Origin of the sequence: Sporofaciens sp. SGI.106 (assembly GCF_050314255.1) — a bacterium.
Taxonomy (GTDB): domain Bacteria; phylum Bacillota; class Clostridia; order Lachnospirales; family Lachnospiraceae; genus Claveliimonas.
In genome coordinates this window covers 82,815-106,369 of sequence record NZ_JBNPMZ010000004.1, presented here as the reverse complement: position 1 = coordinate 106,369, position 23,555 = coordinate 82,815, and the positions used below count along the sequence as shown (strand labels likewise).

Genomic DNA, 23,555 nt, shown 5'->3' with positions numbered 1-23,555 from the left:
AGATGGCGGCTGAGAGGAAAGATATTCGTTCTTACAATTATGAAGAGCTGTTAAAAGAAATGCAGGATATTGGTGAAAAACCGTTCCGGGCAAAGCAGATATATGAGTGGCTTCATGTGAAGCTTGCAGACAGTTTTGATGAAATGACGAATCTGTCCAAAGCATTGAGGGAGAAATTATCTGTGAATTATGAAATCCGAAAGGTATCCATGCTGGAGAGACAGATATCTGCGGTAGACCCTACGGAAAAATTTCTGTTTGAGCTCAAGGACGGCAATGTAGTGGAAAGTGTGCTGATGAAATATAATTATGGCAATTCGGTGTGCATTTCTTCACAGGTGGGCTGTCGGATGGGTTGCCGCTTCTGTGCGTCTACCATTGGCGGGCTGGTCCGCAATCTGACCATTTCCGAAATGTTGGGACAGGTCTATCAGATACAGAAGATATGTGGGGAACGCGTTTCGAATATTGTAGTGATGGGAACCGGAGAACCTATGGATAATTATGAGAGTTTTCTTGGATTCATTCATATGATAAGCGATGAGCACGGACTTCATATCAGCCAGAGAAATATTACCGCCTCAACCTGTGGAATCGTTCCGAATATGCTGCGCCTGGCGGAAGAGGGACTTCAGATCACACTGGCTCTTTCACTTCATGGTTCCAGCCAGGAGAAAAGAAAGAAACTGATGCCGGTGGCAAATAAATACGATTTATCAGAAGTACTGGCAGCCTGTGATACATATTTTGAAAAGACAGGAAGAAGAATTACGTTTGAATACAGTCTGGTACAGGGGGTCAATGATACGCAGGAAGATGTTCAGGAACTGACGGCTATACTGAAGCATCGGAACTGTCATCTGAACCTGATACCGGTAAATCCGATCAAGGAGAGAGATTTTCAGAAACCAAGCCGCAAAAATGCGCTTGAATTCAAAAATAAACTTGAAAAAAACGGAATAAATGTTACTATTAGAAGGGAAAGAGGTTCCGATATTGACGGGGCCTGTGGACAATTACGACGACGTTATGTAACTGCCCGAAAAGGAGAGCCAGATGAAAGTTTATGCAATGACTGATGTAGGAAGAAGACGCGAAATGAATCAGGATTATGTATTTGCAACAGATAAGCCTGTGGGACCATTCCCCAACCTTCTCATAGTTGCTGATGGTATGGGAGGACACAAGGCAGGAGATTTTGCGTCTAAATATACGGTGGAAGTACTGCTTCGAGAGCTGTTATCCTCCAAAGGGGGTAAGCCGGAAGCAATTTTAAAGAAGGTAATTGAGGTCGCTAATCATAAACTTATTGAAGCGGCGAGTCAGGATGTAAAGCTGGAAGGAATGGGAACTACGCTTGTGGTTGCCACGGTAATCGGTAATACTCTGCATTTTGCGAATGTAGGAGACAGCCGTTTGTATCTGATTGGCGACCATATCCGCCAGTTATCCAAGGATCACTCTCTGGTTGAGGAGATGGTCCGGCTTGGAGGTATCCGTGCTGAGGATGCCAGAAATCACCCGGATAAGAATATTATCACACGTGCTATGGGAGTTAAAGCCGGTGTGGAGGCTGATTTCTATGAGTTTCGGCTGAAAAGGGGAGATATTATTCTGATGTGTACAGATGGACTCAGCAATATGGTTGAGGATGAAGACATGTTCGGACTGGTAAAAGGAGCCAGAGATATTGTAGAGGCAGTGCATTTATTGATAGACAGGGCAAATAGTAATGGGGGAAGAGATAACATAGGTGTTGTGCTGGCAGAACCCATTGCCAGTGAGGTGAGCAGATGGTAAAAGATGGTATTTTTTTAGGAAAGCGATATGAGGTATTATCCAAGATCGGTGCGGGCGGCATGGCAGATGTCTATAAGGGCAAAGATCATGTTCTGAACCGATATGTTGCGATTAAGGTTTTAAAGAGAGAGTTCCGTGAAGATGAGACCTTTGTAAAAAAGTTCCGTACGGAAGCACAGGCGGCAGCGGGACTTATGAATCCGAATATTGTGAATGTATATGATGTCGGTGAGGACAGAGGCCTCTATTACATGGTAATGGAGCTGGTTGAGGGTATTACATTAAAAGAATATATAGACAAGAAGAAAAGGTTATCTCCGAAAGAGGTAATCAGTATTGCAATTCAGATGTGTAATGGTATCCAGGCGGCACATAACCGACAGATCGTGCATCGGGATATTAAGCCACATAATGTCATCATTTCAAAAGACGGTAAGGTGAAGGTGACGGATTTCGGAATTGCAAAAGCGGCAACATCCACGACGGTCAGTACTTCGGCCATGGGATCTGTTCATTATACATCACCGGAACAGGCCAGAGGCGGATATGTAGACAACAGAAGTGATATTTATTCAGTGGGTATTACCCTTTATGAGATGGTTACCGGGCATGTACCCTTTGACGGTGAGTCTACAGTAGAGGTTGCGGTGAAACATCTTCAGGAAGAAATCACACCTCCGTCGGAGTATGTGAGGGATATTCCTTATAGTCTGGAACAGATTATCCTGAAATGTACACAGAAGAATTCAGAGAGAAGATATTCGGACATTGAAGAACTGATATTGGATCTGAAACATTCCCTGGTGGATCCTGACGGGGATTTTGTAAAGATTGCTCCTTTGCAGAATGCGGATACGGTGATTATTACGGAAGATGAGCTGGATGACATCAGAAATGCATATGACGATGATTCTTATGATGACGATGATTCCTATGATGATAATTACGATGACGGATATGATGATGATAATTACGATGATGAGGAAGAGTATGAGGATGACAGGCACCGGAACAGAGGCAGAGGCCGTGATGATGTGAATCCGGGTATGAATAAGATCATGAAGATTCTTACCATTGCTGTAGCAGTGATTATCCTGCTCGTACTTGGGCTTGTGGTCGGTAAAGCGACAGGTCTCTTTAAATTCGGCTCTAAGATTACGGCCGAAGAGACGGAAGAAAAAGTAAAAGTTCCAAATGTTGTTGGTATGACAGAAGCGGAAGCAATTAAAGAATTAAATAAAAAGGGACTGGGATATACAATTAAGGCACGTGAAGAGTCGAAAAAGTATGAAGCCGGCACGGTAATGAAGCAGAGTCCGGAAGATGGAACACGTGTAAAGAAAAATACACAGATTGAATTAACGATCAGTTCCAAACTGATAGGTGAAGAGATTGTGGTTCCGGATGTATCGGGAAAAGATGAGTCTGAAGCACAGAAGGCATTGGAAAAGGCAGGATTTGAAAAGATTACATCTGAGGCGGTATACAGTGATAAGGAACAGGGAACCGTCATCGGAACGACTCCGGCAGCAGGCTCAAAGGCAACAAAAGCAACAGAAATTAAAATGCAGGTCAGTAAGGGAACAGAAAAAATCAGTGTTCCTGATGTGACGGGCAAATCAGAAAATGATGCGAAAAGTGCGCTGACATCTGCAGGGCTGACAGTTGGATCTGTTACGACGGAGTACAGTGATACAAAGGAGGCTGGTCTGGTCATTTCACAGGATCCGGCGGGAGGAACCAAGGTAACGAAAGGGACATCGGTAACGCTGGTTGTCAGTCTTGGAAAGAAGCCTGAACAGAAGATCAGTGTTCCTGGCATTGTAGGCGTGGATGAAGGAACGGCAGGACAGATGTTAAGCAGTGCCGGACTCAGCGTGGGTTATACAACTTACGAGTGGAATGATTCCGTTCCGGCTGGTAAGGTGGTAAGCTGTGATCCTGGTGTGGGAAGCAGTGTATCGAAAGGTGCAGCCGTTAATATTGTGGTAAGTAAGGGCCCTAATAGTGGCGGCGGCGAAGAAGATCCAGCTGAGGAATAATAGAATATGCAGGGAAAGATTGTAAAAGGAATTGCCGGATTCTACTACGTTCACGTAGTAGAATTCGGTATTTACGAATGTAAGGCAAAAGGAATCTTCCGCAAGGAGAAGCAAAAACCGCTTGTGGGAGATGATGTGGAAATTGATATTATCAGTGAGGAAGAGAAGACCGGTAATATTGTGGAGATTCTTCCGAGAAAAAATGAGCTTATCCGTCCGGCGGTGGCGAATGTGGATCAGGCATTGGTGGTATTTGCCATTACAAAACCCAAACCGCATTTTAATCTTCTGGACCGCTTTCTGGTAATGATGGAGAGCAAGGAGCTTCCGGTGATTTTGTGTTTTAATAAGCAGGATATTGCTGAGGAATCTGAGATAGAAGAATTGAGAAGTATTTATGAGGGATGCGGCTATCCGGTTATATTTACCAGTGCCAGGGAGGAAGAGAATATTGATCAGGTGCTGGAGGCCTTAAAAGGAAAGACGACAGCGGTAGCAGGACCGTCCGGTGTGGGTAAATCCTCGCTCATAAATCGCCTGCAGTCGGGAATCCGTATGGAAACCGGTGCGATCAGCAGTAAAATTGACCGGGGAAAACATACGACAAGACATTCCGAGCTGATTGCAATAAATGAAGACTCTTATATTATGGATACACCCGGATTCAGCTCCTTGTATACCAATGATTTTGAAAAAGAAGAGTTGAAATACTATTTTCCGGAATTTACTCCTTATGAAGGAACATGCAGATATAACGGCTGTGATCATGTGCATGAGCCCGGATGTGCAGTAAAAGAAGCACTGGAGCAGGGGAAAATACATGAAGTGAGATACCAGAATTATCTGGAAATGTATAAAGAACTAAAGGAAAAGAGGAGGTATTGATTTATGAAGTATATGCTGGCACCGTCTATTCTGGCGGCGGATTTTACGGAACTTGGAAAACAGATGAAGATGACAGAGGACAATGGTGCAGAATATCTGCATTTTGATGTAATGGATGGAATGTTCGTGCCGAGTATTTCTTTTGGAATGCCTGTGCTTAAGTCTATTAAGAAAGCAACGAATCAGGTCATGGATGCACATCTGATGGTACAGGATCCGATCCGTTATATCGATAATTTTAAAGAAGCAGGAGCAGACTATGTAACCGTACATCTGGAGGCGTGTGAAGATTTGCATGCGGCTTTGGATAAAATTCGTGAGTGTGGAATGAAAGTGGGGCTTTCTATCTGTCCGGAGACACCGGCAGAGGCAGTGAGAGAATATCTTCCGAAGATTGATATGCTCCTGGTAATGTGTGTTCATCCGGGATTTGGCGGTCAGAAATTCATTCCGGAATCTCTGGATAAGATCCGGGCAATTCGTCGGATGATCACAGAGGCAGGACTGTCCGTGGATATCGAGGTGGATGGAGGAATCTATCTTACAAATGTGAGGGAAGTTCTGGATGCCGGTGCAAATATTATTGTTGCGGGTTCCGCAGTATTTAATGGAGATCCGGCAGAAAACACGAAGAAATTTATGGAGATACTGAAAGACTATGAGTAAATGTGCGATAATCATTACCGGGGGGAGTCTTGATGAGGAACTGGTGCTTTGCACCATCAGGGGAGAAATGAATCCGTGGATTATCGGAGTTGACAAAGGGGTAGAATTTTTATATAGGCATGCCATTATGCCCAGTTATATTGTAGGGGATTTTGACAGCCTGTCAGAAGAAATCGTAGATTATTATAAGAACAATACGAATGTTCCAATCCGGGAATTTAATCCGGTTAAGGATGCATCGGACACAGAGATTGCGGTGCGCCTTGGAATCACTCTTGGGTGCGAGCGTCTGCTGATCCTTGGAGCAACCGGAGGAAGGGTGGATCACCTGTGGGCAAATGTCCAGACTTTGATGATTCCGTTTAAGGCAGGAGTGGAAGCTGTGATTCTGGATCCCCTGAACCGGATACGTCTGATTGGAGGAGAGACACATCTTAAGAAGGAAGAGGCTTTTGGTCCGTATTTTTCTGTCTTTCCACTTGGTGAGATCGTGTATGGATTCAGTATCAAAGGTGCGAAGTATCCATTAAAAGAGCATACTCTGACTCCTTATGACAGCCTGTGCGTCAGCAATCAGATCGAGGAGGATGAAGTGGTAATAGATTTTACCACCGGAGTGGTTATTCTGATGGAAACACGTGACAGAGAAAAAGAAACGTGTTAGAATAGACACCGCACGAGAAAATGATAAGAGAGGAAATGAAATAAATATGAAATTGGGAATTGTTGGTTTGCCAAATGTAGGAAAAAGTACATTATTTAACTCCCTGACCAAGGCAGGGGCAGAGTCTGCCAATTATCCATTCTGTACAATTGATCCGAATGTAGGTGTTGTAACAGTGCCGGATGAGAGACTGAATGTGCTGGGAGAGATGTATCATACAAAAAAAATTATTCCTGCGGCTATTGAATTTGTAGATATTGCAGGTCTGGTAAAGGGCGCATCAAAGGGAGAGGGACTTGGAAACCAGTTTCTTGCCAATATTCGTGAGGTGGATGCAATCGTTCATGTGGTTCGCTGTTTTGAGGACAGTAATATCGTTCATGTGGATGGAAGCATTGACCCAATGCGTGATATTGAGACTATCAATCTGGAGTTGATTTTCTCTGATTTGGAGATCCTGGAGAGAAGAATTGCCAAGACTACCAAGGTTGCAAGAAACGATAAAACAGCGGCCAAGGAATTAAAGCTTCTGGAGAAAATCAAGGCTCATCTGGAAGATGGAAAGATGGCAAAGAGCTTTGACGGAGCTGAAGATGAGGAAGAACAGGAGTGGCTGGCAGGATATAATCTTCTGACCTATAAGCCGGTTATCTTTGCGGCTAACGTGACCGAGGATGATCTTCCGGACGATGGTGCATCCAATCCGGGGGTTCAGGAAGTGCGGGAGTATGCGAAAGAAGAGAACTGCGAGGTGTTCGTAGTATGTGCACAGATTGAGCAGGAGATTGCCGAACTGGATGACGATGAGAAGAAAATGTTCCTGGAGGATCTGGGACTTAAGGAATCCGGTCTTGAGAAGTTGATTAAGGCAAGCTATAGTCTTTTGGGGCTGATCAGTTACCTCACAGCAGGTGAACCGGAGGTTCGTGCGTGGACGATCACCAAAGGCACGAAGGCTCCTCAGGCAGCAGGAAAGATTCATACGGACTTTGAACGTGGATTTATCCGTGCGGAAGTGGTTGCATATGATGATCTGATGGCATGCGGTTCTCATGCGGCAGCAAAAGAAAAGGGACTGGTGCGTCTGGAAGGAAAAGAATACGTCGTTCAGGACGGAGATATTATGCTGTTCCGTTTTAATGTATAGCATACATATGGTATAGCATACATGAAAGGAAAGAACAGTTATGCATATGAATATTGATTTTCCCAATCTGGGAATTCATCTGGAACATGTGGGAAAGACCGTGACAGTTTTTAATTTTGATATTGCATATTATGGTATTGTGATTGGAATTGGTATTGTTGCGGGACTTGCGATTGCTATGTGGCAGGCCAGGAGAACCGGGCAGAATCCGGAAGATTATATTGATCTTGCAATGTATGCCGTCATTTTCGGAATTATCGGAGCGAGAATTTATTATGTGGCATTTTCGTGGGATATGTATAAGGATGATTTTCTGAGTATTCTGAATATCCGGGAAGGTGGTCTTGCTATCTATGGCGGTGTGATTGCAGCTGTCATTACCGTATTTATATTTGCAAAATGGAAAAAGCTTTCACCATTTCTTCTCCTGGATACAGCGGGACTAGGGCTTGTGACCGGACAGATGATCGGCAGATGGGGGAATTTCTTTAACAGAGAGGTGTTCGGTGAATATACGAACAGTCTGCTGGCTATGAGACTTCCGGTGGATGCAGTGAGAAGTTCTGATATATCGGAAACGATGTGGAATCATGTTGAGACAGTTAAAGGGGTGAATTATATACAGGTACATCCAACCTTTCTGTATGAATCGTTGTGGTGCCTGATGGTACTCCTTTTGATGATTATTTATGGAAGATATAAGAAGTTTGATGGAGAGGTATTCCTGTTTTATCTTGCGGGATACGGAGCAGGGCGATTCTGGATAGAAGGTATCCGCACGGATCAGCTTCTTCTCCCGGTAGTTGGTCTTCCGGTATCTCAGGTGTTATCAGGAGTTCTGATTGTGGTGTCCGTTGTATGGATTATTCTTGGAAGAAGGAAAGCAGGAAAGAAACAATAAAAGATAATAGAAGCGGGAAGCATCTCCGGTATTTCCGGAATGCTTCCCGCTTTATAGTATATAGTTGTGTATGTAATTATTTGATAAAGCCAAAACAGTTCAATATAACGATCAGAGTCAGTACCGGAACTGCAACCGTCATGATGACCTTATCATACAGGCTCAGCTTTCCATCACGTCCGTCTTTGGTCAGCTCTTTTTCATATCCCTTGTATCCCCATACCTTGCAGCAGTAGAAAGCAGTCAGGAGACATCCTAAAGGAAGAAGCACATATCCGGAGAAGCAGTCGATCCAATCATAAATATTATAATAAGAAACACCAGTTCCGAATGACCACCATGGAAGTTTTACGCCGCTTAAGAGACCGTAGCCCTGACTTAAGGAACAGAACACACCACCAATCATGATGAAAATCGCTGTTATCCATGTTGCTTTACTATGGCTGATGTGCATTTTCTCTTCTACACATTTTACCGGAATCTCCAGAATTGTAAAGAAGGTGGAGAGTACGGCAAAGATGATGGCTGTGAAGAAGAATAATCCCAAAATGTTACCGCCCGGCAGTTTGGAGAAAATTTCTGTCATTGCAAGGAAAATCAGGGATGGACCTGCAGCCATCTCAGAACCGGAACCAACAACAGTAGGGATAACTACGAAACCTGCGGTAAGAGCTACAGCGGTATCGCAGACAGTAACCATCATGGAATCTTTGCGAATATTAGCGCTGTCCTTAACGCTTGCACCAAGTGTAACGAAGATAGCCCAACCGATACCGACGGAGAACATAACCTGCATACATGCATCAGCAAAGGTTTTCCAGGTAAACTTTGAAAAGTCCGGAATCAGATAAAATTTTAATCCCTCAATAGCACCGTCAAATGCGAATAGTGCCCAGAAACCGCAGATGAGAAGCAGTACAAATAACAGTGGCATAATTACTTTTGTTACTTTTTCTACCAGTTCAGTGATACCTTTTGAAAGAAGAAGAACAATAATCAACATCAGGATGCCGGCATAAATCAGAGGCTGAATCGGATCTGAAATAAAATCCATATAATATTCAGCCTTATCGGCTCCAAAATTACCGCCCAGAAGATAGGCAACCGCATACTTTAAAACATAACCGCTGACGATGATATAATACATGTCAATCATGAAAGTACACGCAACATTGACGAATCCGGCAAATTTCCATTTTGGATTCACAATTCCGTAGGCATCGATGGCATTCGTTTTTGCATAACGGCCGATTGCCGTTTCCATCTCTACAACCGGATGTCCCAGAATCAGGCAGAGAATAATATAAACTACGATGAATGCACCGCCTCCGCCGCCATATGCCAGATATGGGAACTTCCAGATGTTACCGAGACCGATAGCTGCACCGGCAGCTACCATAATGTAGCCGAATCTTGACCCAAAGTTAGCCGCAGCTTTTTTCTCATTACTCATAAAAACACTCCAATCTCTCTTTTTTGGATATGGATGAGATAAAAAAAGATGCACTCACAGTCGTGTGAGAGCATCTTTGCCCAACCAAATCCTCTTCTTTAGTATATCCTAAATAATGCAGTGTGTCAAGAAATTGTGAAAAAATGTAGAAGAAGCGCTGGGAAAATACGGAATATTCAAAATATTTTTGTATAACTTCTGTGAGCAGATCTTAAAGATGTACGGAAAATAAAACAGGCGAAACACTGGACTTTTAGACAGGCAGAGGATATAATAATTGTACACGTCGAAAATTAAATTTATTTATTTTCATTATTAAGGAGGAACAACAGAAATGGCAAGAAAAATGAAAACCATGGATGGTAATCATGCAGCAGCTCATGCATCATATGCTTATACAGACGTTGCAGCAATTTACCCGATCACACCATCATCCGTTATGGCAGAAGCTACAGATGAATGGGCAACTCAAGGTAGAAAGAACATCTTTGGACAGGAAGTACAGGTAACAGAGATGCAGTCAGAAGCAGGTGCAGCAGGTACTGTACATGGCTCACTGGCAGCAGGTGCCCTGACTACAACTTACACAGCATCCCAGGGCTTGCTTCTTATGATTCCAAACCTTTATAAAATCGCTGGTGAGCAGCTGCCGGGTGTATTTAACGTATCTGCCCGTGCTATTGCAAGCCACGCATTATCAATTTTCGGTGATCACTCAGACGTATATGCATGCCGTCAGACCGGATGTGCTATGCTCTGTGAGTCCAGTGTACAGGAAGTTATGGACTTGACACCGGTTGCACACTGTGCAGCAATCAAAGGACGTATTCCGTTTATTAACTTCTTCGATGGATTCCGTACATCTCATGAGATTCAGAAGATTGAGACATGGGATTATGAAGATCTGAAAGATTTAGTAGATATGGATGCAATCGATGCATTCAGAAAACATGCATTGAATCCAAATCATCCTTGCCAGAGAGGTTCCGCTCAGAACCCGGATATCTTCTTCCAGGCAAGAGAAGCATGTAACCCGTACTATGATGCAATGCCGGCAATCGTTCAGGAATATATGGACAAGGTTAATGCTAAGATCGGTACAGATTACAAGCTCTTCAATTACTATGGAGCAGCAGATGCAGAGAGAGTTATCGTTGCTATGGGATCTGTATGTGATACCATCGACGAGACTGTAGATTACTTAACAGCAGCAGGACAGAAGGTTGGTGTTATCAAAGTTCGTCTGTACAGACCATTCTGTGCACAGGCTCTGATTGATGCAATTCCTGAGACAGTTAAGACTATCACAGTATTAGACAGAACAAAAGAGCCAGGTGCTCTTGGCGAGCCTCTGTACCTGGATGTTGTAGCAGCCCTTAAGGGATCCAAATTCGATGCAGTTCCGATCCTTTCCGGACGTTACGGCTTAGGTTCCAAGGATACAACACCTGCACAGATCGTTGCAGTATTTGAAAATACAGAAAAAGAGAAATTCACAATCGGTATCGTGGATGATGTTACAGGTCTTTCCCTTGAAGTAGGTGCTCCTCTGGTTACAACACCGGCAGGAACAATCAACTGTAAATTCTGGGGACTTGGAGCAGACGGTACTGTTGGTGCTAACAAGAACTCTATCAAGATCATTGGTGACAATACAGACATGTACGCTCAGGCTTACTTTGATTATGATTCCAAGAAGTCCGGTGGTGTAACAATGTCCCACTTACGTTTTGGTAAGAGCCCGATTAAATCTACCTACCTGATTCACAAAGCAAACTTTGTTGCATGCCACAATCCTTCTTATGTGAATAAATATAATATGGTTCAGGAACTGGTAGATGGCGGAACATTCCTTCTGAACTGTCCATGGGATATGGAAGGTCTGGAGAAGCACTTACCGGGACAGGTGAAAGCATTCATCGCAAACCACAACATTAAGTTCTACACAATCGACGGTATCAAGATTGGTAAAGAGATCGGACTTGGCGGACGTATCAACACCGTTCTTCAGTCTGCATTCTTCAAACTGGCTGCTATTATTCCGGAAGAAGAAGCAATCGATCTGATGAAGGCTGCTGCAAAAGCAACATACGGCAAGAAGGGTGACAAGATCGTTCAGATGAACTACGATGCTATTGATGCCGGAGCAAAACAGGTACATGAAGTAGCAGTTCCGGAAAGCTGGAAAGACTGCGAAGATGAAGGATTATTCACACCGGAAGTTAAGGGTGGAAGAGCAGATGTTGTTGATTTCGTTAAGAACATCCAGTCTAAAGTTAATGCTCAGGAAGGTAACTCCCTGCCGGTATCTGCATTCAAGGATTATGTAGATGGTTCTACACCGTCCGGTTCAGCAGCATACGAGAAACGTGGTATCGCAGTAGATATCCCGGTATGGCAGCCGGAAAACTGTATCCAGTGTAACCGCTGTGCATACGTATGTCCGCACGCTGTTATCCGTCCGGTAGCTCTGACAGAGGAAGAGGCTGCTAAGGCTCCGGAAGGACTGAAGACACTCGACATGATCGGTATGCCAGGTATGAAGTTTACTATGACTGTATCAGCTTATGACTGTACAGGATGTGGTTCCTGTGCTAACGTATGTCCTGGTAAGAAGGGTGAGAAAGCACTCGTTATGGGCAATATGGAAGCAAATGCCGGAGCACAGGTATACTTTGATTTCGGTACAAAGATTCCTGTAAAGGCAGAAGTTGTTGCTAAATTTAAAGAAAATACTGTTAAGGGAAGTCAGTTCAAACAGCCACTCTTAGAGTTCTCTGGAGCTTGTGCAGGTTGTGGAGAGACACCTTACGCTAAATTAATCACACAGTTATTCGGTGACAGAATGTACATTGCTAATGCAACAGGATGTTCTTCTATCTGGGGTAACTCCTCACCGTCTACACCATACACAGTAACACCGGAAGGAAAAGGACCGGCATGGTCTAATTCCCTGTTCGAGGACAACGCTGAGTTTGGTTACGGTATGTTATTAGCTCAGAAAGCTTTAAGAGAAGGACTGAAAGCAAAAGTTGAGACCGTAATGGCAGCAGAGGCAGCTTCTGAAGAAGTAAAAGCAGCTTGCAAAGAGTGGCTGGATACTTACAGCTGTGGAGCAACAAACGGAACAGCTACTGATAAACTTGTTGCAGCATTAGAAGGATGCGATTGCGAAGTTTGCCAGGATATCGTTAAGAATAAAGATTTCCTTGCTAAGAAATCCCAGTGGATCTTCGGTGGTGACGGATGGGCTTACGATATCGGATTCGGTGGTGTAGACCACGTTCTGGCAAGTGGAAAAGATATCAACATCATGGTATTTGATACAGAGGTTTACTCCAACACAGGTGGACAGTCCTCCAAAGCTACCAAGACTGGTGCTATCGCTCAGTTTGCAGCAGGCGGTAAAGAGACCAAGAAGAAAGACCTTGCAGGTATTGCAATGAGCTACGGATACGTATATGTAGCACAGATTGCTATGGGTGCTGACTTCAATCAGACTGTAAAAGCAATTTCTGAAGCTGAGGCATATCCGGGACCATCACTTATCATTGCATACGCTCCATGTATCAACCATGGTATTAAGAAGGGTATGAGCAAAGCTCAGACAGAGGAACAGCTGGCAGTTGAGTGCGGATACTGGAACAACTTCAGATTCAATCCTGCAGCAGAGGGTGCTAAGTTCACTCTTGACAGCAAAGAGCCTAAGCTTGAAGGATACAAAGACTTCCTGAATGGCGAGGTTCGTTACAACGCTCTTGCAAGATTCAATCCGGAGAAGGCAGAAGTAATGTTTGCTAAGAATGAAGCTGAAGCTAAAGACAGATACGAGTATCTGAAGAAACTGGTTACACTTTACGGATCAGAAGAGTAAAAAATAAACGCGGATCATATCGGCGTTAAAGATGAATAATGCCGGCAGAATCTGACGGCAGAAACAGGACAGATATGCGTCATGGCATATCTGTCTTTTCGTAAAAAAAGACAAATAATCGCAGTACAAGGAGGCACAAGATGAGAAAGAAATGGATGGGACTTCTTCTGGCAGGACTTCTTTTCTGTACAATGGGACTATCTTCAAGAGCGGCTGAGGGATATTTCGATGAGCTTCAGACACCGGATTATGAGGAGCTTGGCCTGAAACAGGACACAGATGAGGAGAAGAACTACAGTATGGATGCCTGCGACGGTAAAATCTATATTGCAGGCGGCAATCTGAAAGTAGAAAAAGAGGGGAAAGAATATCCGGTTGTTCTTGTGTACAACGAGGAAGAAGAAACATGGGGAACAATCTGGGCTACATTTTTGGGAACGGAAGGAGAACTGCAGTTAGTAGCAGGAGATGATAAGCTGTACCTTCTGGAAAATAAATATACCCAGTTAAATGTATTTGCCTATGATTTAAGCACTAAGGAGGTTAAAGAGCTGGCATCTTTCAACCATGAACGAAGAGAGAGAGGTAACAGTCTTCTGTATGACGGAAACTATATATGGATGATCGGTGGTGCGTATCAGGATGAAGAGGGAAAAATATGGGAGCCTCATGGCGAGATCAAGCGTCTGGATGTGAAGAATGGTAAAATGGAGGTGTCAGAGCTTCAGTTGTCCTGTCCCTGCTATGATGCACAGTCAGAGCTTTTTGAAAACAGAATCATTGTAGCAGGCGGTATCAATGCGGAGGGAAAATGGGAGAAAAGTACAGAAATCATTGATATGCAGAATCAGGAGATTGTAAAAGGTGCTGATTATCCGGAATGTTATGACGGTCAGATTGTAGATGCGGCTTCAGGCAGCTTTGATGGCAAAATGGTTGTGTCCGGAATGATCCTGGATGAAGCTCATACGACAGATACTTTTCTTTATGATTCCGCTGAAGATACATGGTCCGCACTTCCGGACAGGCTGACGGATGGTGAGTTATCCTATTCGGATGGAGTTGTAAGCGGCTGTTATTTCTACGTATATGGGGTAGAGGAAAAAAATCAGAGTAAAGAGCACGTGTTCCGGCGTCTGAAAGTGAGAGAAAAGGAAGAACTGTCAACAGGCGGGGATGAAGACGAAAAGGATGTACCTCAGATTACGGAAGAAAAGACAGACGAAAATGCGGACCTTGAAGATACCAAAGAAAAAGAAAGTAAAAGCGAAGATGGTGCAACAAAAATCATCTTCCTGGTCTGTGGTGCGGTGGCCGTTCTTGGAATTGGTATGAAGATAAAACAGATTATCGTTTCAAAAAAGAAAAAAACAGAAGAGGAAGACAGGAGAGAGGAATAAAATGCTGCTTTTACAACAGATGGTCGTACTTTTTATATACATGATGATGGGATATTTCTGCTGTAAAAAAGGGGTTCTGGATGAGCGAACCAGTAAGAAAATATCGTGGATCGTAGTCAATCTTGCAAATCCGGGACTGATCATTTCTTCAGCTGTAAATGGTGATGGAGAGATTGGCGGGAAAGAACTGGCAATAACATTTATTGCAGCAATCATCATGTTTGCAGTGCTTCTTGTGCTGGCGCAGGTGCTTCCGCGCCTGTTCAGAATAGAGGAACAGGACAGAGGAGTCTATAACATCATGACGGTATTTAACAATATCGGTTTTATGGGATTTCCGGTCATTTCGGCTGCATTCGGCAATGAAGCGCTTTTGTATGCTGCGATTTTTACTCTCCCCTTTAATGTGCTGATCTATACCTATGGAATTTACGTTATCAGCGGAAAAGATCAGGGGAAAAATGATACGGATCAGATATCCTCTGGTGGAAACAGCGGAATACAACTGGGGCGTATACTGAATGTAGGTGTCATCACCTGCCTGATAGCAACTGTTCTGTATCTGCTTCGAGTACCGGTGCCGCAGTTTGTGAAAACGACAGCCAGTGGGCTTAGCAGTCTAACTGCACCTCTCAGTATGATGGTGATCGGAGTTTCCATGACCAGCATCCGTATGAAGGAGTTGTTCATGGATGTTAAGATGCTTTTGTATTCTGCGGTAAAGCTTCTCGTTATACCGATAGTTGGAACTATGATTGCACAACATTTCCTGAATAATGAACTGCTGTGTGCGGTGATCATGATTATGTTGGCAACTCCGGCGGCAAGTATGACGGTAATGCTTGCTCAGCAGTATGGGGGGAATGTGGAAACAGCCTCCAGGAGCGTGGCGCTGACTACTCTGCTTTCAGTTGTGACCATTCCTGTAGTGTCAGCGATAGTATTCTAAATGAAAGGAAAAAATGTCGTGGATATCAAATGTATTGCTTTGGATCTGGATGGAACAGTCTTAAACTCCGAAGGAAAATTGTCAGAAAAAAACCGTACAGCTATCGAGACCACGATTGCAAATGGAATTCATATCGTGATTGCCAGTGGGCGGTCTTACTGGTCACTTCCGAAGGAAATCTTATCCATTTCGGGAATTGAGTATGCGATTACATCCAACGGTGCAGCAGTGTATCATGTTCCTACGGAAACAAGACTACGGGGATATACACTTACCCGACAGTCTGTGCAGGAGATTTTGAAGAAAACATCTGACAGAACTGTTACATATGAGGCTTTTGTGGATGGAAAAGCATACGCAGACATCTCTTACGTGAAGGATCCGGTGCGTTACGGTGCCAGTGAAAGAGCTGCCGCCTATGTGCAGCGGACGCGGCAGATGGAAGAGGATATTGTGAAATTTATAAATACTCATATTGATGAGCTGGACAGTATCGATATTATTGTGAAGAGTGAGGAGATGAAAAAAGATATCCAGAAGCTCCTTTCAGAGGTTCCGGATATATACATTACGTCATCAGTCAGGCAGCTGGTGGAAATTTCCCACAGAAATGCAGGGAAAAAGACCGGACTCTCTTATGTGGCAGACCGCCTTGGAATCAGGCGGGAGGAGACAGCGGCCTTTGGAAATGCAGATAATGATATTGATATGTTGTGTTTTGCGGGCATCGGTGTGGCGGTTGCCGATGCGTCTGAGGGCTGCAGGAAGGCAGCGGATGTGATCGTAGCCGGGCATGATGAGGATGGAGTGGGAGATTGGATTATAGATAATATGTTCAATACATTTTAAATTACCGCCAGGTCTTCCAGCATCTCATGCACGGTTTTACCAAGCACAGGATGATGCCAGTATGGTGCAATCTCGTGAAGAGGACGAAGAACAAAGTCACGCTTATGCATCTCTACGTGAGGAATACACAGATCATCATCTCCGTAAATCAGGTCGTCATAGAAAATGATATCCAGGTCCAGAGTTCTAGGTCCCCAGTGGATGATGCGCTCCCGTCCGGCTTCCTGTTCGATTCGATGAAGCTCATCCAGAAGTTCTTCCGGTGTGAGAAGGGTGCGCAGAAGAAGTGCGCCATTCAGGAAATCATCCTGCTCTGTGACGCCATATGGTGCAGTGGTGAGAAAAGATGATACCTTTGTGACATGGCAGCCGCGAATCTGATCCAGGGCTGATATAGCACCCTTCAAATACTGTTCCTTGTCACCCATGTTAGAGCCGAGAGCGATGCAGGCAGTGTGCCATCCGCGTTCGATTTCTACAGAAACAGTGTCCAATGGGAGTCCCACAGGAGCCCAGGGCTTTTTAATCTCAAGCTGGATTTTTTCTAGTGCGGGCGTCTGGAGCAGGAGCGCCTCTGCCAGCGTTTCTGCGACACGTTCAATTAATTGAAAGGTATGGTTTTTCATAAAATGATCAATGAACTGACTGACCTCTCCGTAATGGATGGAGGAGGTCAGTTCATCTGTTTTTCCGGCTTTCCGGGTATCCGTAAACAGGGTGGCGCTTACCAGAAATTTCTGTCCCAGTACATTCTCTTCCGGAAAAACTCCATGATTTGCAAATATTTCCAGATTCTGGATTTTAATCTTATCCATGATAAATATCCTCTTATAAACTATGTTCTCTCAGTATGGCCTCTGTCATGGCGATGGCCCGTTTATTTGCTTTTACATCGTGGACCCGGACAAAGGAGCAGCCATTCAGCATTCCGTATACGGTGGTGGCAAGGGTTCCCTCTTCGCGCTGGTCGGAGGGCAGATCCAGTGTCAGGCCGATTACGGACTTCCTGGAAGTGCCAAGAAGGACAGGATAGCCCAGCTCCTGCATTTTGCCTACCTTCTGTATGATCTCCAGATTCATCTCATAATTCTTGCCAAACCCTACGCCCGGGTCCAGAATGATTTTGTCATCCGGGATACCGGCTTCTTTAGCAATGCGGATACATTCCCGCATATCATTCATAAAATCCTCAAGAAAATTCTGATACTCTGCGGCATTGCGGTTATGCATCAGACAGCAGGTCGCCTGATAGTCTGCGGTCAGCTTTGCCATGTGCGGGTCGTATTTGAAGCCCCAGATGTCGTTGACCAGATCGGCTCCGGCTTCCAATGCGGCTCTGGCAACAGTACTTTTGTAGGTGTCGATGGAGACAGGAATGTCAAAATGAGATTTCAGGCTCCGGATAACGGGCACCACTCTTTCGATTTCTTCTGCATCTGTGATTTGTGTATGACCCGGTCTTGTGGATTCTCCGCCTACATCCAGGATGTCGGCACCATCGGCGACCATCTCTTCGGCGTGGCGAAGAGCAGTATCCAGAGTGTTGAATCTGCCGCCGTCGGAAAAGGAATCCGGGGTTACATTTAAAATTCCCATAATATAGGTATGGTGTTCTGTGTCAAAATTTTTATTTCCAATAATCATATATGAATCTCCCAGTTTTTCTTATTATTGCTCCAGTTGCATTCTGTTTCCGCAGGGCAGGCGAAGCAGGCACGGGAGGTTTTGTCGCTCTCATATAAAAGAGCCTCCAGCGCTTCGGGATTCTCCCGCAGTTTTCGATGACCTGCAATCGCAGTCAGAATCGTCTGCTGTTCATTTTTAGTAAAACAGATATCCGCAGGCATATCAGCCAGGATTTTTCCTGCGATTTCGGTGGATGCGACTTCGTGAGGAACACCTTCTTCATACTGGCGATATTTGCCAATGTCATGAAGAAGAGCTGCTGAATAAATCATATCTTTTTCTAAGCCAAGATTCCGTTCCAGATTGAGAATGTAGGCAATTCTTGCTACATCTAACAGATGGTTCATCTGATGACAACAGAAAATTCTGTCTTTTTCCAGTTCTGTAAGCCGCGCAAAAGAGGAAAGATAAAGAGGATGTTTTCGTATGAAATGCATCCTCGCGGAAAATTGCTTTGTCATGATGCAGCTGCCTCCTAGCGTCCAAGCATCCGGAAGAAACGTTCTTCCAGAGCAGGATTCGATTCGAAATCTCCGCGTCTGGCTATGGTTACAGTCTGAGTTCCCGGTTTTTGAATCCCTCGCATGGTCATGCACATATGCTCTGCTTCAATCATGACCATAACGCCTTTGGGCTGCATGTGGGTCATCAATGCATCGGCAATCTGTCCGGTGAGCTGTTCCTGGAGCTGCAGCCTTCTGGCATATACTTCTACCGTGCGGGCAAGTTTACTTAAGCCTACGACCTTGCCATCAGGAATGTAGGCAATATGAACCTTTCCATAGAACGGCAGCATATGGTGTTCGCAGGTGGAATAGAAGGTGATATCCTTTTCCATTACCATTTCATTTGTGTCAACATGGAAAACTTTGCTGAGATGTGTAGCTGCGTCTTCCTCCATTCCGCCACAGATCTCCTCGTACATGCGGGCAATACGATCCGGGGTTTCTATCAGACCCTCCCGGTTCACATCCTCGCCGATGCCCTCAAGCAACAGTCGGATGGCGTCTTTGATTTTTTTCTGATCAATCATTGTTGTTACTTCCTTTTATAATCTGAATCAATTGTCCAAGGTAAGAGAGCGAACCGAAAGCAAGAATCATACTCTCTGTTTCGGAGGCCTCTTCCAGGGAATGTTGTACTGCATCTGTTATGCTAAGTTCAGCCCGAACCGGAACATCTGCGGCGCAGGTGTTTTGCATGACTTCTGCCAGAGTTTCGGCAGGAAGGGTACGACTTTCATCGGGCAGGCTGATGGTATGAACGGATTTTGCAGATGGTCCCATTATGGAGGCTATTTTTTCATATTCCTTATCTTTAAAAACCCCCATAATATAAATGAATTTTTTCTCCGGAAAATACCGGTCCAGTGTTTCCCGAAGCCGTTTTGCCGCATCTTCATTGTGGGCACCGTCGATAAAAAACAGCGGATTTTTGCAGATACAGGTGAAACGTCCGGGCCAGAAAGTTTTCTGAAGACCCCTGCGAATATCCTCTTCTTCAACAGAATATCCCAAAGCGTTCAGCGCCTGTATGACTTCCAATGCCGTGATGACATTTTCTGCCTGATGCGGTCCGGCAAGAGGACAGTCAAGTGCTGAAAGCTCACGATAGTCTATCTGCTGGCCGGTATAATCTTCTTTATGAATGATGAGACCGGATAAATCTGCCTGATGAAAAGGGCAGCTCTGTCGTGCAGCCATTTCTTTCAAAATTGCAGTTACTTCCGGTTTTTGCGGGGCACTTACTACGGTACACCCCGGTTTTATTATCCCGGATTTGGTGAGAGCTATCTCTTCTAGTGTATCGCCAAGAATACCCAGATGATCCGGGCTGATGGAGACAAAGGCAGCACATAGAGTAGTGGTGATGATGTTTGTGGCATCCAGTTCGCCGCCCATCCCACATTCCAATACGACAAGATCACAGTTCTGCTCTTTAAAATATAAAAAAGCTATTGCCGTTTCTATTTCAAATACAGTCGGACTTGTTTTGCCGTCTGCTTCCATACGCGCAATAGCATTCTGAACCTTTTCGGTTAATCTGGCAAACGCTTCCTCAGAGATGTAAACACCGTTTACCTGTATGCGTTCCAGATAGGAAATCACTGTTGGCGATATATATCTTCCGGTTCTGTATCCCGCCTCACATAATATTGTAGAAGTGTATGCAAGTACGGAGCCCTTTCCGTTGGTACCGGCAATATGAATGAATTTCAGATCATCCTGAGGATTCCCCAGTTCGCGCAACAGTTCCCGAATCGTATCCAAGCCAAGTACACTTCCGTATTTCGACACCCTGTCCAAATATACCCTTGCTTCTTTATAGGTCACGTTCTTCGTTTCCTTTCTTATTATTCTGTTATGATTTATGTGTTCCTGTATGTTTGTTGAGTATAGCACTATTTTAGGATTACCACAAGGGAATTTGTTGATTTTAGAGGAAAATTCGAGTATATTTATATCAGATGAGCAATAGCTCCGGATGAAGATAATAACGGGAATAATACCCGAATATAGGAGACGAATACGATGAACAATATTGAAATCAGAAAAAAAGAAACGCTTGCCATTCTGAGGAGCGCAGAATCAATCTATGCACTGATGGCAGCTTCCACCCGAATGCCTTATGTAGTCTGCGATCCGGAGACATACGATGATGAGGTTCTGTTGTTTCAAAATGAAGAACCGGCAAAGAATGAGGCGCAGAGGCTTCAGAAGGAAGGATATCCGGTACAGGTACTGAAGCTGCAGAATAAAGCTCTGCTAGGCTTTTATATCAGCCTGTTCCCGATGGGAGTGAATTGCATGCTGGTTGATAAAGGACTGGAGACGGAGATTGCGATTCAGGTGGAAGAGCTGGTGAAGAAACCGAAGTTTGCCGGAGAAGAGAAGAATCAGCCGCCGGAGAATCCGGCACTTCATCTGACGGCAATTTATTTTATGCAGGAGCTTCGAAAAAAGGGAAATTCCGGAATGACGGATGAGCTTCAGGAACTGCATGAGGAAATGCTTGCCCATTTTCAGAGGGGAAAATATCTGATCGCAATGGCAGAAAATCAGGAGATTCCGCTTTTAAAGCAGGCGGATGGGGGATTGTTTCAGCCGATTTTTACCGATATTCATGAATTTCAGAAATTTCAGAATGCAAATAAAGCGAAAACCTTAAAGCCGTTGGCTGTGGAGGTGGATAAACTTCCGGAGGTGATAGCAAAGAACACCTCCGGTGTGGCTTTGAATCCATTTGGAGTGAATGTTCCTCTTCAGGTAAAAAGAAAAGAGAAGCAGTAAAGGTCAGTATTGACAATTTGGGGGAAAGATGTTACAACATATATTATGAATAACAGAACTGATAGAGGCGCGGTATTCAATAGTACTCTGCAGCCAAAGCCGGGCGGCTGCTGCAGAAGGGAAAGGGGAGACCGCCGAAGGGAAAATGTCTGACCCGGGCGTTTTTCCTGGGACGCAGCAGAAGATGCTGCGGACTGTCACGGATGTGGAGCGCTATCATAGGATAAAGAAGAGACCGGAATGAGAGACAGTATGCCATGAACGCGCTTTGCAAAAAGTGTTGTTCATGGCATCATTTGTGTAAAAATATAAAATAAGGAAAAGAGAGGAAACATAAGATGAGAAAAGCAAAACACAAATTATTGTGGGTACTTTCCAGTGTTATGCTGATGGTTATGTGCTGTCCTGTAATTGCGTTTGCAGCGGAGGAGGCAGAAGAATATGTCCCTGCGATGTACGCATCCTTCTGGGCACTGGTACCGCCGATCGTAGCTATCGTACTGGCATTGATTACCAAAGAAGTTTACAGTTCACTGTTCATCGGGATCCTGATGGGAGGATTATTCTATTCAGGTTTTTCTTTTGAAACGACGATTACACATGTATTCCAGGATGGAATCATCAGTGTACTTTCCGACAGCTATAATGTGGGAATTCTGGTATTCCTGGTTATTCTTGGAATCATGGTCTGCATGATGAACAAGGCGGGTGGTTCCGCCGCATTCGGACGGTGGGCAAGTGAGCACATTAAGAGCCGTGCAGGTGCACAGCTTGCTACGGTTGCACTGGGTGTTCTGATTTTTATTGATGACTATTTTAACTGTCTGACGGTAGGAAGCGTTATGCGTCCTGTAACAGATAAACACAATGTATCCCGTGCAAAATTAGCTTACCTGATCGATGCGACAGCAGCTCCGGTCTGCATCATTGCTCCGATTTCATCCTGGGCGGCAGCAGTTACCGGTTTCGTTGAGGGAGAGGATGGACTTTCTATCTTCATTCGTGCCATTCCATACAATTTCTATGCACTTCTTACGATCGTTATGATGATCGGTCTGGTTGTGATGAACGTGGATTACGGTCCGATGAAGCAGCATGAAACCAATGCTCTGAAGGGTGATTTATATACCACTCCTGACAGACCGTATGCAAATGCAGAGAATGATGTGGTAGAAGGAAAAGGTAAAGTAATCGACCTGGTATTCCCAATTGTTGTGCTGATTGTGGGATGCGTAATCGGAATGATCTACACAGGTGGATTTTTCTCAGGCGCAGGTTTTGTAGAAGCGTTTTCTAACAGTGATGCTTCTGTAGGTCTGGTGCTTGGAAGCTTTGCAGCATTTGTAATTACAATTATTTTCTATGCATTAAGAAAAGTACTGAAGTTCAAAGAGTCAATGGAATGTATCCCGGATGGTTTCAAGGCAATGGTACCGGCTATCCTGATCCTGACTCTGGCATGGTCACTGAAGGCTATGACAGATAGTCTCGGAGCAAAAGAATTCGTTGCAGGTGTGATGGAATCCTCTGCAAGTGGACTGGTGAACCTGCTTCCGGCTATTATCTTCCTGGTAGGATGTTTCCTGGCATTTGCTACCGGAACCTCATGGGGAACCTTCGGTATCCTGATTCCTATCGTAGTTGCTGTATTTGCAGGAACCAATGAGAACATGATGATCATGTCCATCTCCGCATGTATGGCAGGAGCTGTATGCGGAGACCACTGCTCACCGATTTCAGATACAACCATCATGGCATCTGCCGGTGCACAGTGTAATCACGTGAACCATGTATCTACACAGCTTCCGTATGCGATTACCGTTGCAGCGGTATCCTTTGTGACATACGTTATCTCCGGTTTCGTACAGACTCCGGTTATTGCGCTTCCGATCGGTATTATTCTGATGGTGGCAGTTCTGTTTGTTATCAAGAAGAAAAATGCTTAAATA

General features: G+C 44.5%; 20 protein-coding genes and 1 riboswitch. Of the genes, 14 read left to right on the top strand and 6 right to left on the bottom strand.

The window, feature by feature from the left end; all coding sequences use genetic code 11:
- The first annotated feature begins 2 nt into the window (after window positions 1-2).
- Genes rlmN through lgt form a run of 8 tightly spaced genes read left to right on the top strand, consistent with a single transcriptional unit; the run spans window position 3 to window position 8,105 of the window.
- Window positions 3-1,079: a 23S rRNA (adenine(2503)-C(2))-methyltransferase RlmN gene (gene rlmN, locus ACQRCC_RS04690; protein WP_427849649.1), complete on the top strand. Its 1,077-nt coding sequence runs from the start codon at window positions 3-5 to the stop codon at window positions 1,077-1,079.
- Complete coding sequence (locus ACQRCC_RS04685; RefSeq protein WP_427849648.1) at window positions 1,057-1,800, top strand: Stp1/IreP family PP2C-type Ser/Thr phosphatase; 744 nt, start codon at window positions 1,057-1,059, stop codon at window positions 1,798-1,800. Before rlmN ends, ACQRCC_RS04685 begins: the two co-directional genes overlap by 23 nt.
- Entirely contained in the window at window positions 1,794-3,842 is a 2,049-nt protein-coding gene (gene pknB / locus ACQRCC_RS04680; protein ID WP_427849647.1) for a Stk1 family PASTA domain-containing Ser/Thr kinase, read from the top strand. The genes ACQRCC_RS04685 and pknB overlap by 7 nt, the downstream gene beginning before the upstream one ends.
- A gap of 6 nt (window positions 3,843-3,848) precedes the next feature.
- A complete protein-coding gene (gene rsgA / locus ACQRCC_RS04675) occupies window positions 3,849-4,727 on the top strand; it encodes a ribosome small subunit-dependent GTPase A (protein ID WP_427849646.1) in 879 nt (292 codons plus the stop codon).
- A gap of 3 nt (window positions 4,728-4,730) precedes the next feature.
- The gene (rpe, locus tag ACQRCC_RS04670) at window positions 4,731-5,393 is read left to right on the top strand and encodes a ribulose-phosphate 3-epimerase (RefSeq protein WP_427849645.1); all 663 of its coding nucleotides are present in this window, start codon (window positions 4,731-4,733) and stop codon (window positions 5,391-5,393) included.
- Entirely contained in the window at window positions 5,386-6,057 is a 672-nt protein-coding gene (locus ACQRCC_RS04665) for a thiamine diphosphokinase (RefSeq protein ID WP_427849644.1), read from the top strand. The genes rpe and ACQRCC_RS04665 overlap by 8 nt, the downstream gene beginning before the upstream one ends.
- Before the next feature lie 46 nt (window positions 6,058-6,103).
- On the top strand, window positions 6,104-7,204 hold the full coding sequence (ychF, locus tag ACQRCC_RS04660) for a redox-regulated ATPase YchF (protein WP_427849643.1): 1,101 nt from the start codon (window positions 6,104-6,106) through the stop codon (window positions 7,202-7,204).
- 40 nt (window positions 7,205-7,244) lie between these two features.
- Complete coding sequence (gene lgt, locus ACQRCC_RS04655; RefSeq protein ID WP_427849642.1) at window positions 7,245-8,105, top strand: prolipoprotein diacylglyceryl transferase; 861 nt, start codon at window positions 7,245-7,247, stop codon at window positions 8,103-8,105.
- Between the two features lie 76 nt (window positions 8,106-8,181).
- On the opposite strand, the gene ACQRCC_RS04650 is transcribed toward lgt, so the two are convergent.
- Complete coding sequence (locus tag ACQRCC_RS04650; RefSeq protein ID WP_427849641.1) at window positions 8,182-9,558, bottom strand: sodium-dependent transporter; 1,377 nt, start codon at window positions 9,556-9,558, stop codon at window positions 8,182-8,184.
- A gap of 334 nt (window positions 9,559-9,892) precedes the next feature.
- Between ACQRCC_RS04650 and nifJ the strand changes: the two genes are divergently transcribed.
- From nifJ to ACQRCC_RS04630, 4 genes are all read left to right on the top strand, one after another.
- Window positions 9,893-13,432 (top strand): pyruvate:ferredoxin (flavodoxin) oxidoreductase, encoded by a 3,540-nt coding sequence (gene nifJ / locus ACQRCC_RS04645; RefSeq protein WP_427849640.1) that lies wholly within the window; start codon window positions 9,893-9,895, stop codon window positions 13,430-13,432.
- A 140-nt stretch (window positions 13,433-13,572) separates the two neighbouring features.
- Window positions 13,573-14,832 (top strand): hypothetical protein, encoded by a 1,260-nt coding sequence (locus ACQRCC_RS04640; protein ID WP_427849639.1) that lies wholly within the window; start codon window positions 13,573-13,575, stop codon window positions 14,830-14,832.
- Window position 14,833: 1 nt separating this feature from the next.
- Entirely contained in the window at window positions 14,834-15,781 is a 948-nt protein-coding gene (locus ACQRCC_RS04635; protein ID WP_427849638.1) for an AEC family transporter, read from the top strand.
- Between the two features lie 18 nt (window positions 15,782-15,799).
- A complete protein-coding gene (locus ACQRCC_RS04630; protein ID WP_427849637.1) occupies window positions 15,800-16,630 on the top strand; it encodes an HAD family hydrolase in 831 nt (276 codons plus the stop codon).
- On the opposite strand, the gene folK is transcribed toward ACQRCC_RS04630, so the two are convergent.
- The 5 genes from folK to ACQRCC_RS04605 are packed head-to-tail and all read right to left on the bottom strand — an operon-like array spanning window position 16,627 to window position 20,649.
- Window positions 16,627-17,445, bottom strand: coding sequence for a 2-amino-4-hydroxy-6-hydroxymethyldihydropteridine diphosphokinase (gene folK, locus ACQRCC_RS04625; RefSeq protein ID WP_427849636.1), 819 nt, complete (start codon window positions 17,443-17,445; stop codon window positions 16,627-16,629). The genes ACQRCC_RS04630 and folK overlap by 4 nt on opposite strands.
- A gap of 13 nt (window positions 17,446-17,458) precedes the next feature.
- Window positions 17,459-18,274: a dihydropteroate synthase gene (folP, locus tag ACQRCC_RS04620; RefSeq protein ID WP_427849635.1), complete on the bottom strand. Its 816-nt coding sequence runs from the start codon at window positions 18,272-18,274 to the stop codon at window positions 17,459-17,461.
- Window positions 18,271-18,777 carry an HD domain-containing protein gene (locus ACQRCC_RS04615; protein ID WP_427849634.1) on the bottom strand — a complete coding sequence of 169 codons (507 nt, stop codon included), beginning with the start codon at window positions 18,775-18,777 and terminating at the stop codon, window positions 18,271-18,273. Before ACQRCC_RS04615 ends, folP begins: the two co-directional genes overlap by 4 nt.
- Window positions 18,778-18,791: 14 nt before the next feature.
- Complete coding sequence (gene folE, locus ACQRCC_RS04610) at window positions 18,792-19,349, bottom strand: GTP cyclohydrolase I FolE (RefSeq protein ID WP_427849633.1); 558 nt, start codon at window positions 19,347-19,349, stop codon at window positions 18,792-18,794.
- Window positions 19,342-20,649: a bifunctional folylpolyglutamate synthase/dihydrofolate synthase gene (locus ACQRCC_RS04605; RefSeq protein WP_427849632.1), complete on the bottom strand. Its 1,308-nt coding sequence runs from the start codon at window positions 20,647-20,649 to the stop codon at window positions 19,342-19,344. The genes folE and ACQRCC_RS04605 overlap by 8 nt, the downstream gene beginning before the upstream one ends.
- Window positions 20,650-20,847: 198 nt before the next feature.
- On the opposite strand from ACQRCC_RS04605, the gene ACQRCC_RS04600 reads away from it, so the two are divergent.
- Window positions 20,848-21,606 (top strand): SseB family protein, encoded by a 759-nt coding sequence (locus ACQRCC_RS04600; protein ID WP_427849631.1) that lies wholly within the window; start codon window positions 20,848-20,850, stop codon window positions 21,604-21,606.
- Between the two features lie 54 nt (window positions 21,607-21,660).
- Window positions 21,661-21,830, top strand: a riboswitch (Lysine riboswitch).
- Window positions 21,831-21,989: 159 nt separating this feature from the next.
- Window positions 21,990-23,552 (top strand): Na+/H+ antiporter NhaC family protein, encoded by a 1,563-nt coding sequence (locus ACQRCC_RS04595; protein WP_427849759.1) that lies wholly within the window; start codon window positions 21,990-21,992, stop codon window positions 23,550-23,552.
- Window positions 23,553-23,555 lie beyond the last annotated feature (3 nt).

What these genes read in the sequence shown, in the direction of transcription:
- ACQRCC_RS04650 (WP_427849641.1), bottom strand. Translation starts at nt 9,558, where the DNA reads ATGAGTAATGAGAAAAAAGCTGCGGCTAACTTTGGGTCAAGATTCGGC.
- ACQRCC_RS04615 (WP_427849634.1), bottom strand. Translation starts at nt 18,777, where the DNA reads ATGACAAAGCAATTTTCCGCGAGGATGCATTTCATACGAAAACATCCT.
- folK (WP_427849636.1), bottom strand. Translation starts at nt 17,445, where the DNA reads ATGGATAAGATTAAAATCCAGAATCTGGAAATATTTGCAAATCATGGA.
- rpe (WP_427849645.1), top strand. Translation starts at nt 4,731, where the DNA reads ATGAAGTATATGCTGGCACCGTCTATTCTGGCGGCGGATTTTACGGAA.
- rlmN (WP_427849649.1), top strand. Translation starts at nt 3, where the DNA reads ATGGCGGCTGAGAGGAAAGATATTCGTTCTTACAATTATGAAGAGCTG.
- folE (WP_427849633.1), bottom strand. Translation starts at nt 19,349, where the DNA reads ATGATTGATCAGAAAAAAATCAAAGACGCCATCCGACTGTTGCTTGAG.
- rsgA (WP_427849646.1), top strand. Translation starts at nt 3,849, where the DNA reads ATGCAGGGAAAGATTGTAAAAGGAATTGCCGGATTCTACTACGTTCAC.
- nifJ (WP_427849640.1), top strand. Translation starts at nt 9,893, where the DNA reads ATGGCAAGAAAAATGAAAACCATGGATGGTAATCATGCAGCAGCTCAT.
- lgt (WP_427849642.1), top strand. Translation starts at nt 7,245, where the DNA reads ATGCATATGAATATTGATTTTCCCAATCTGGGAATTCATCTGGAACAT.
- ACQRCC_RS04600 (WP_427849631.1), top strand. Translation starts at nt 20,848, where the DNA reads ATGAACAATATTGAAATCAGAAAAAAAGAAACGCTTGCCATTCTGAGG.
- ACQRCC_RS04640 (WP_427849639.1), top strand. Translation starts at nt 13,573, where the DNA reads ATGAGAAAGAAATGGATGGGACTTCTTCTGGCAGGACTTCTTTTCTGT.
- pknB (WP_427849647.1), top strand. Translation starts at nt 1,794, where the DNA reads ATGGTAAAAGATGGTATTTTTTTAGGAAAGCGATATGAGGTATTATCC.
- ychF (WP_427849643.1), top strand. Translation starts at nt 6,104, where the DNA reads ATGAAATTGGGAATTGTTGGTTTGCCAAATGTAGGAAAAAGTACATTA.
- ACQRCC_RS04685 (WP_427849648.1), top strand. Translation starts at nt 1,057, where the DNA reads ATGAAAGTTTATGCAATGACTGATGTAGGAAGAAGACGCGAAATGAAT.
- ACQRCC_RS04665 (WP_427849644.1), top strand. Translation starts at nt 5,386, where the DNA reads ATGAGTAAATGTGCGATAATCATTACCGGGGGGAGTCTTGATGAGGAA.
- folP (WP_427849635.1), bottom strand. Translation starts at nt 18,274, where the DNA reads ATGATTATTGGAAATAAAAATTTTGACACAGAACACCATACCTATATT.
- ACQRCC_RS04595 (WP_427849759.1), top strand. Translation starts at nt 21,990, where the DNA reads ATGCTGATGGTTATGTGCTGTCCTGTAATTGCGTTTGCAGCGGAGGAG.
- ACQRCC_RS04635 (WP_427849638.1), top strand. Translation starts at nt 14,834, where the DNA reads ATGCTGCTTTTACAACAGATGGTCGTACTTTTTATATACATGATGATG.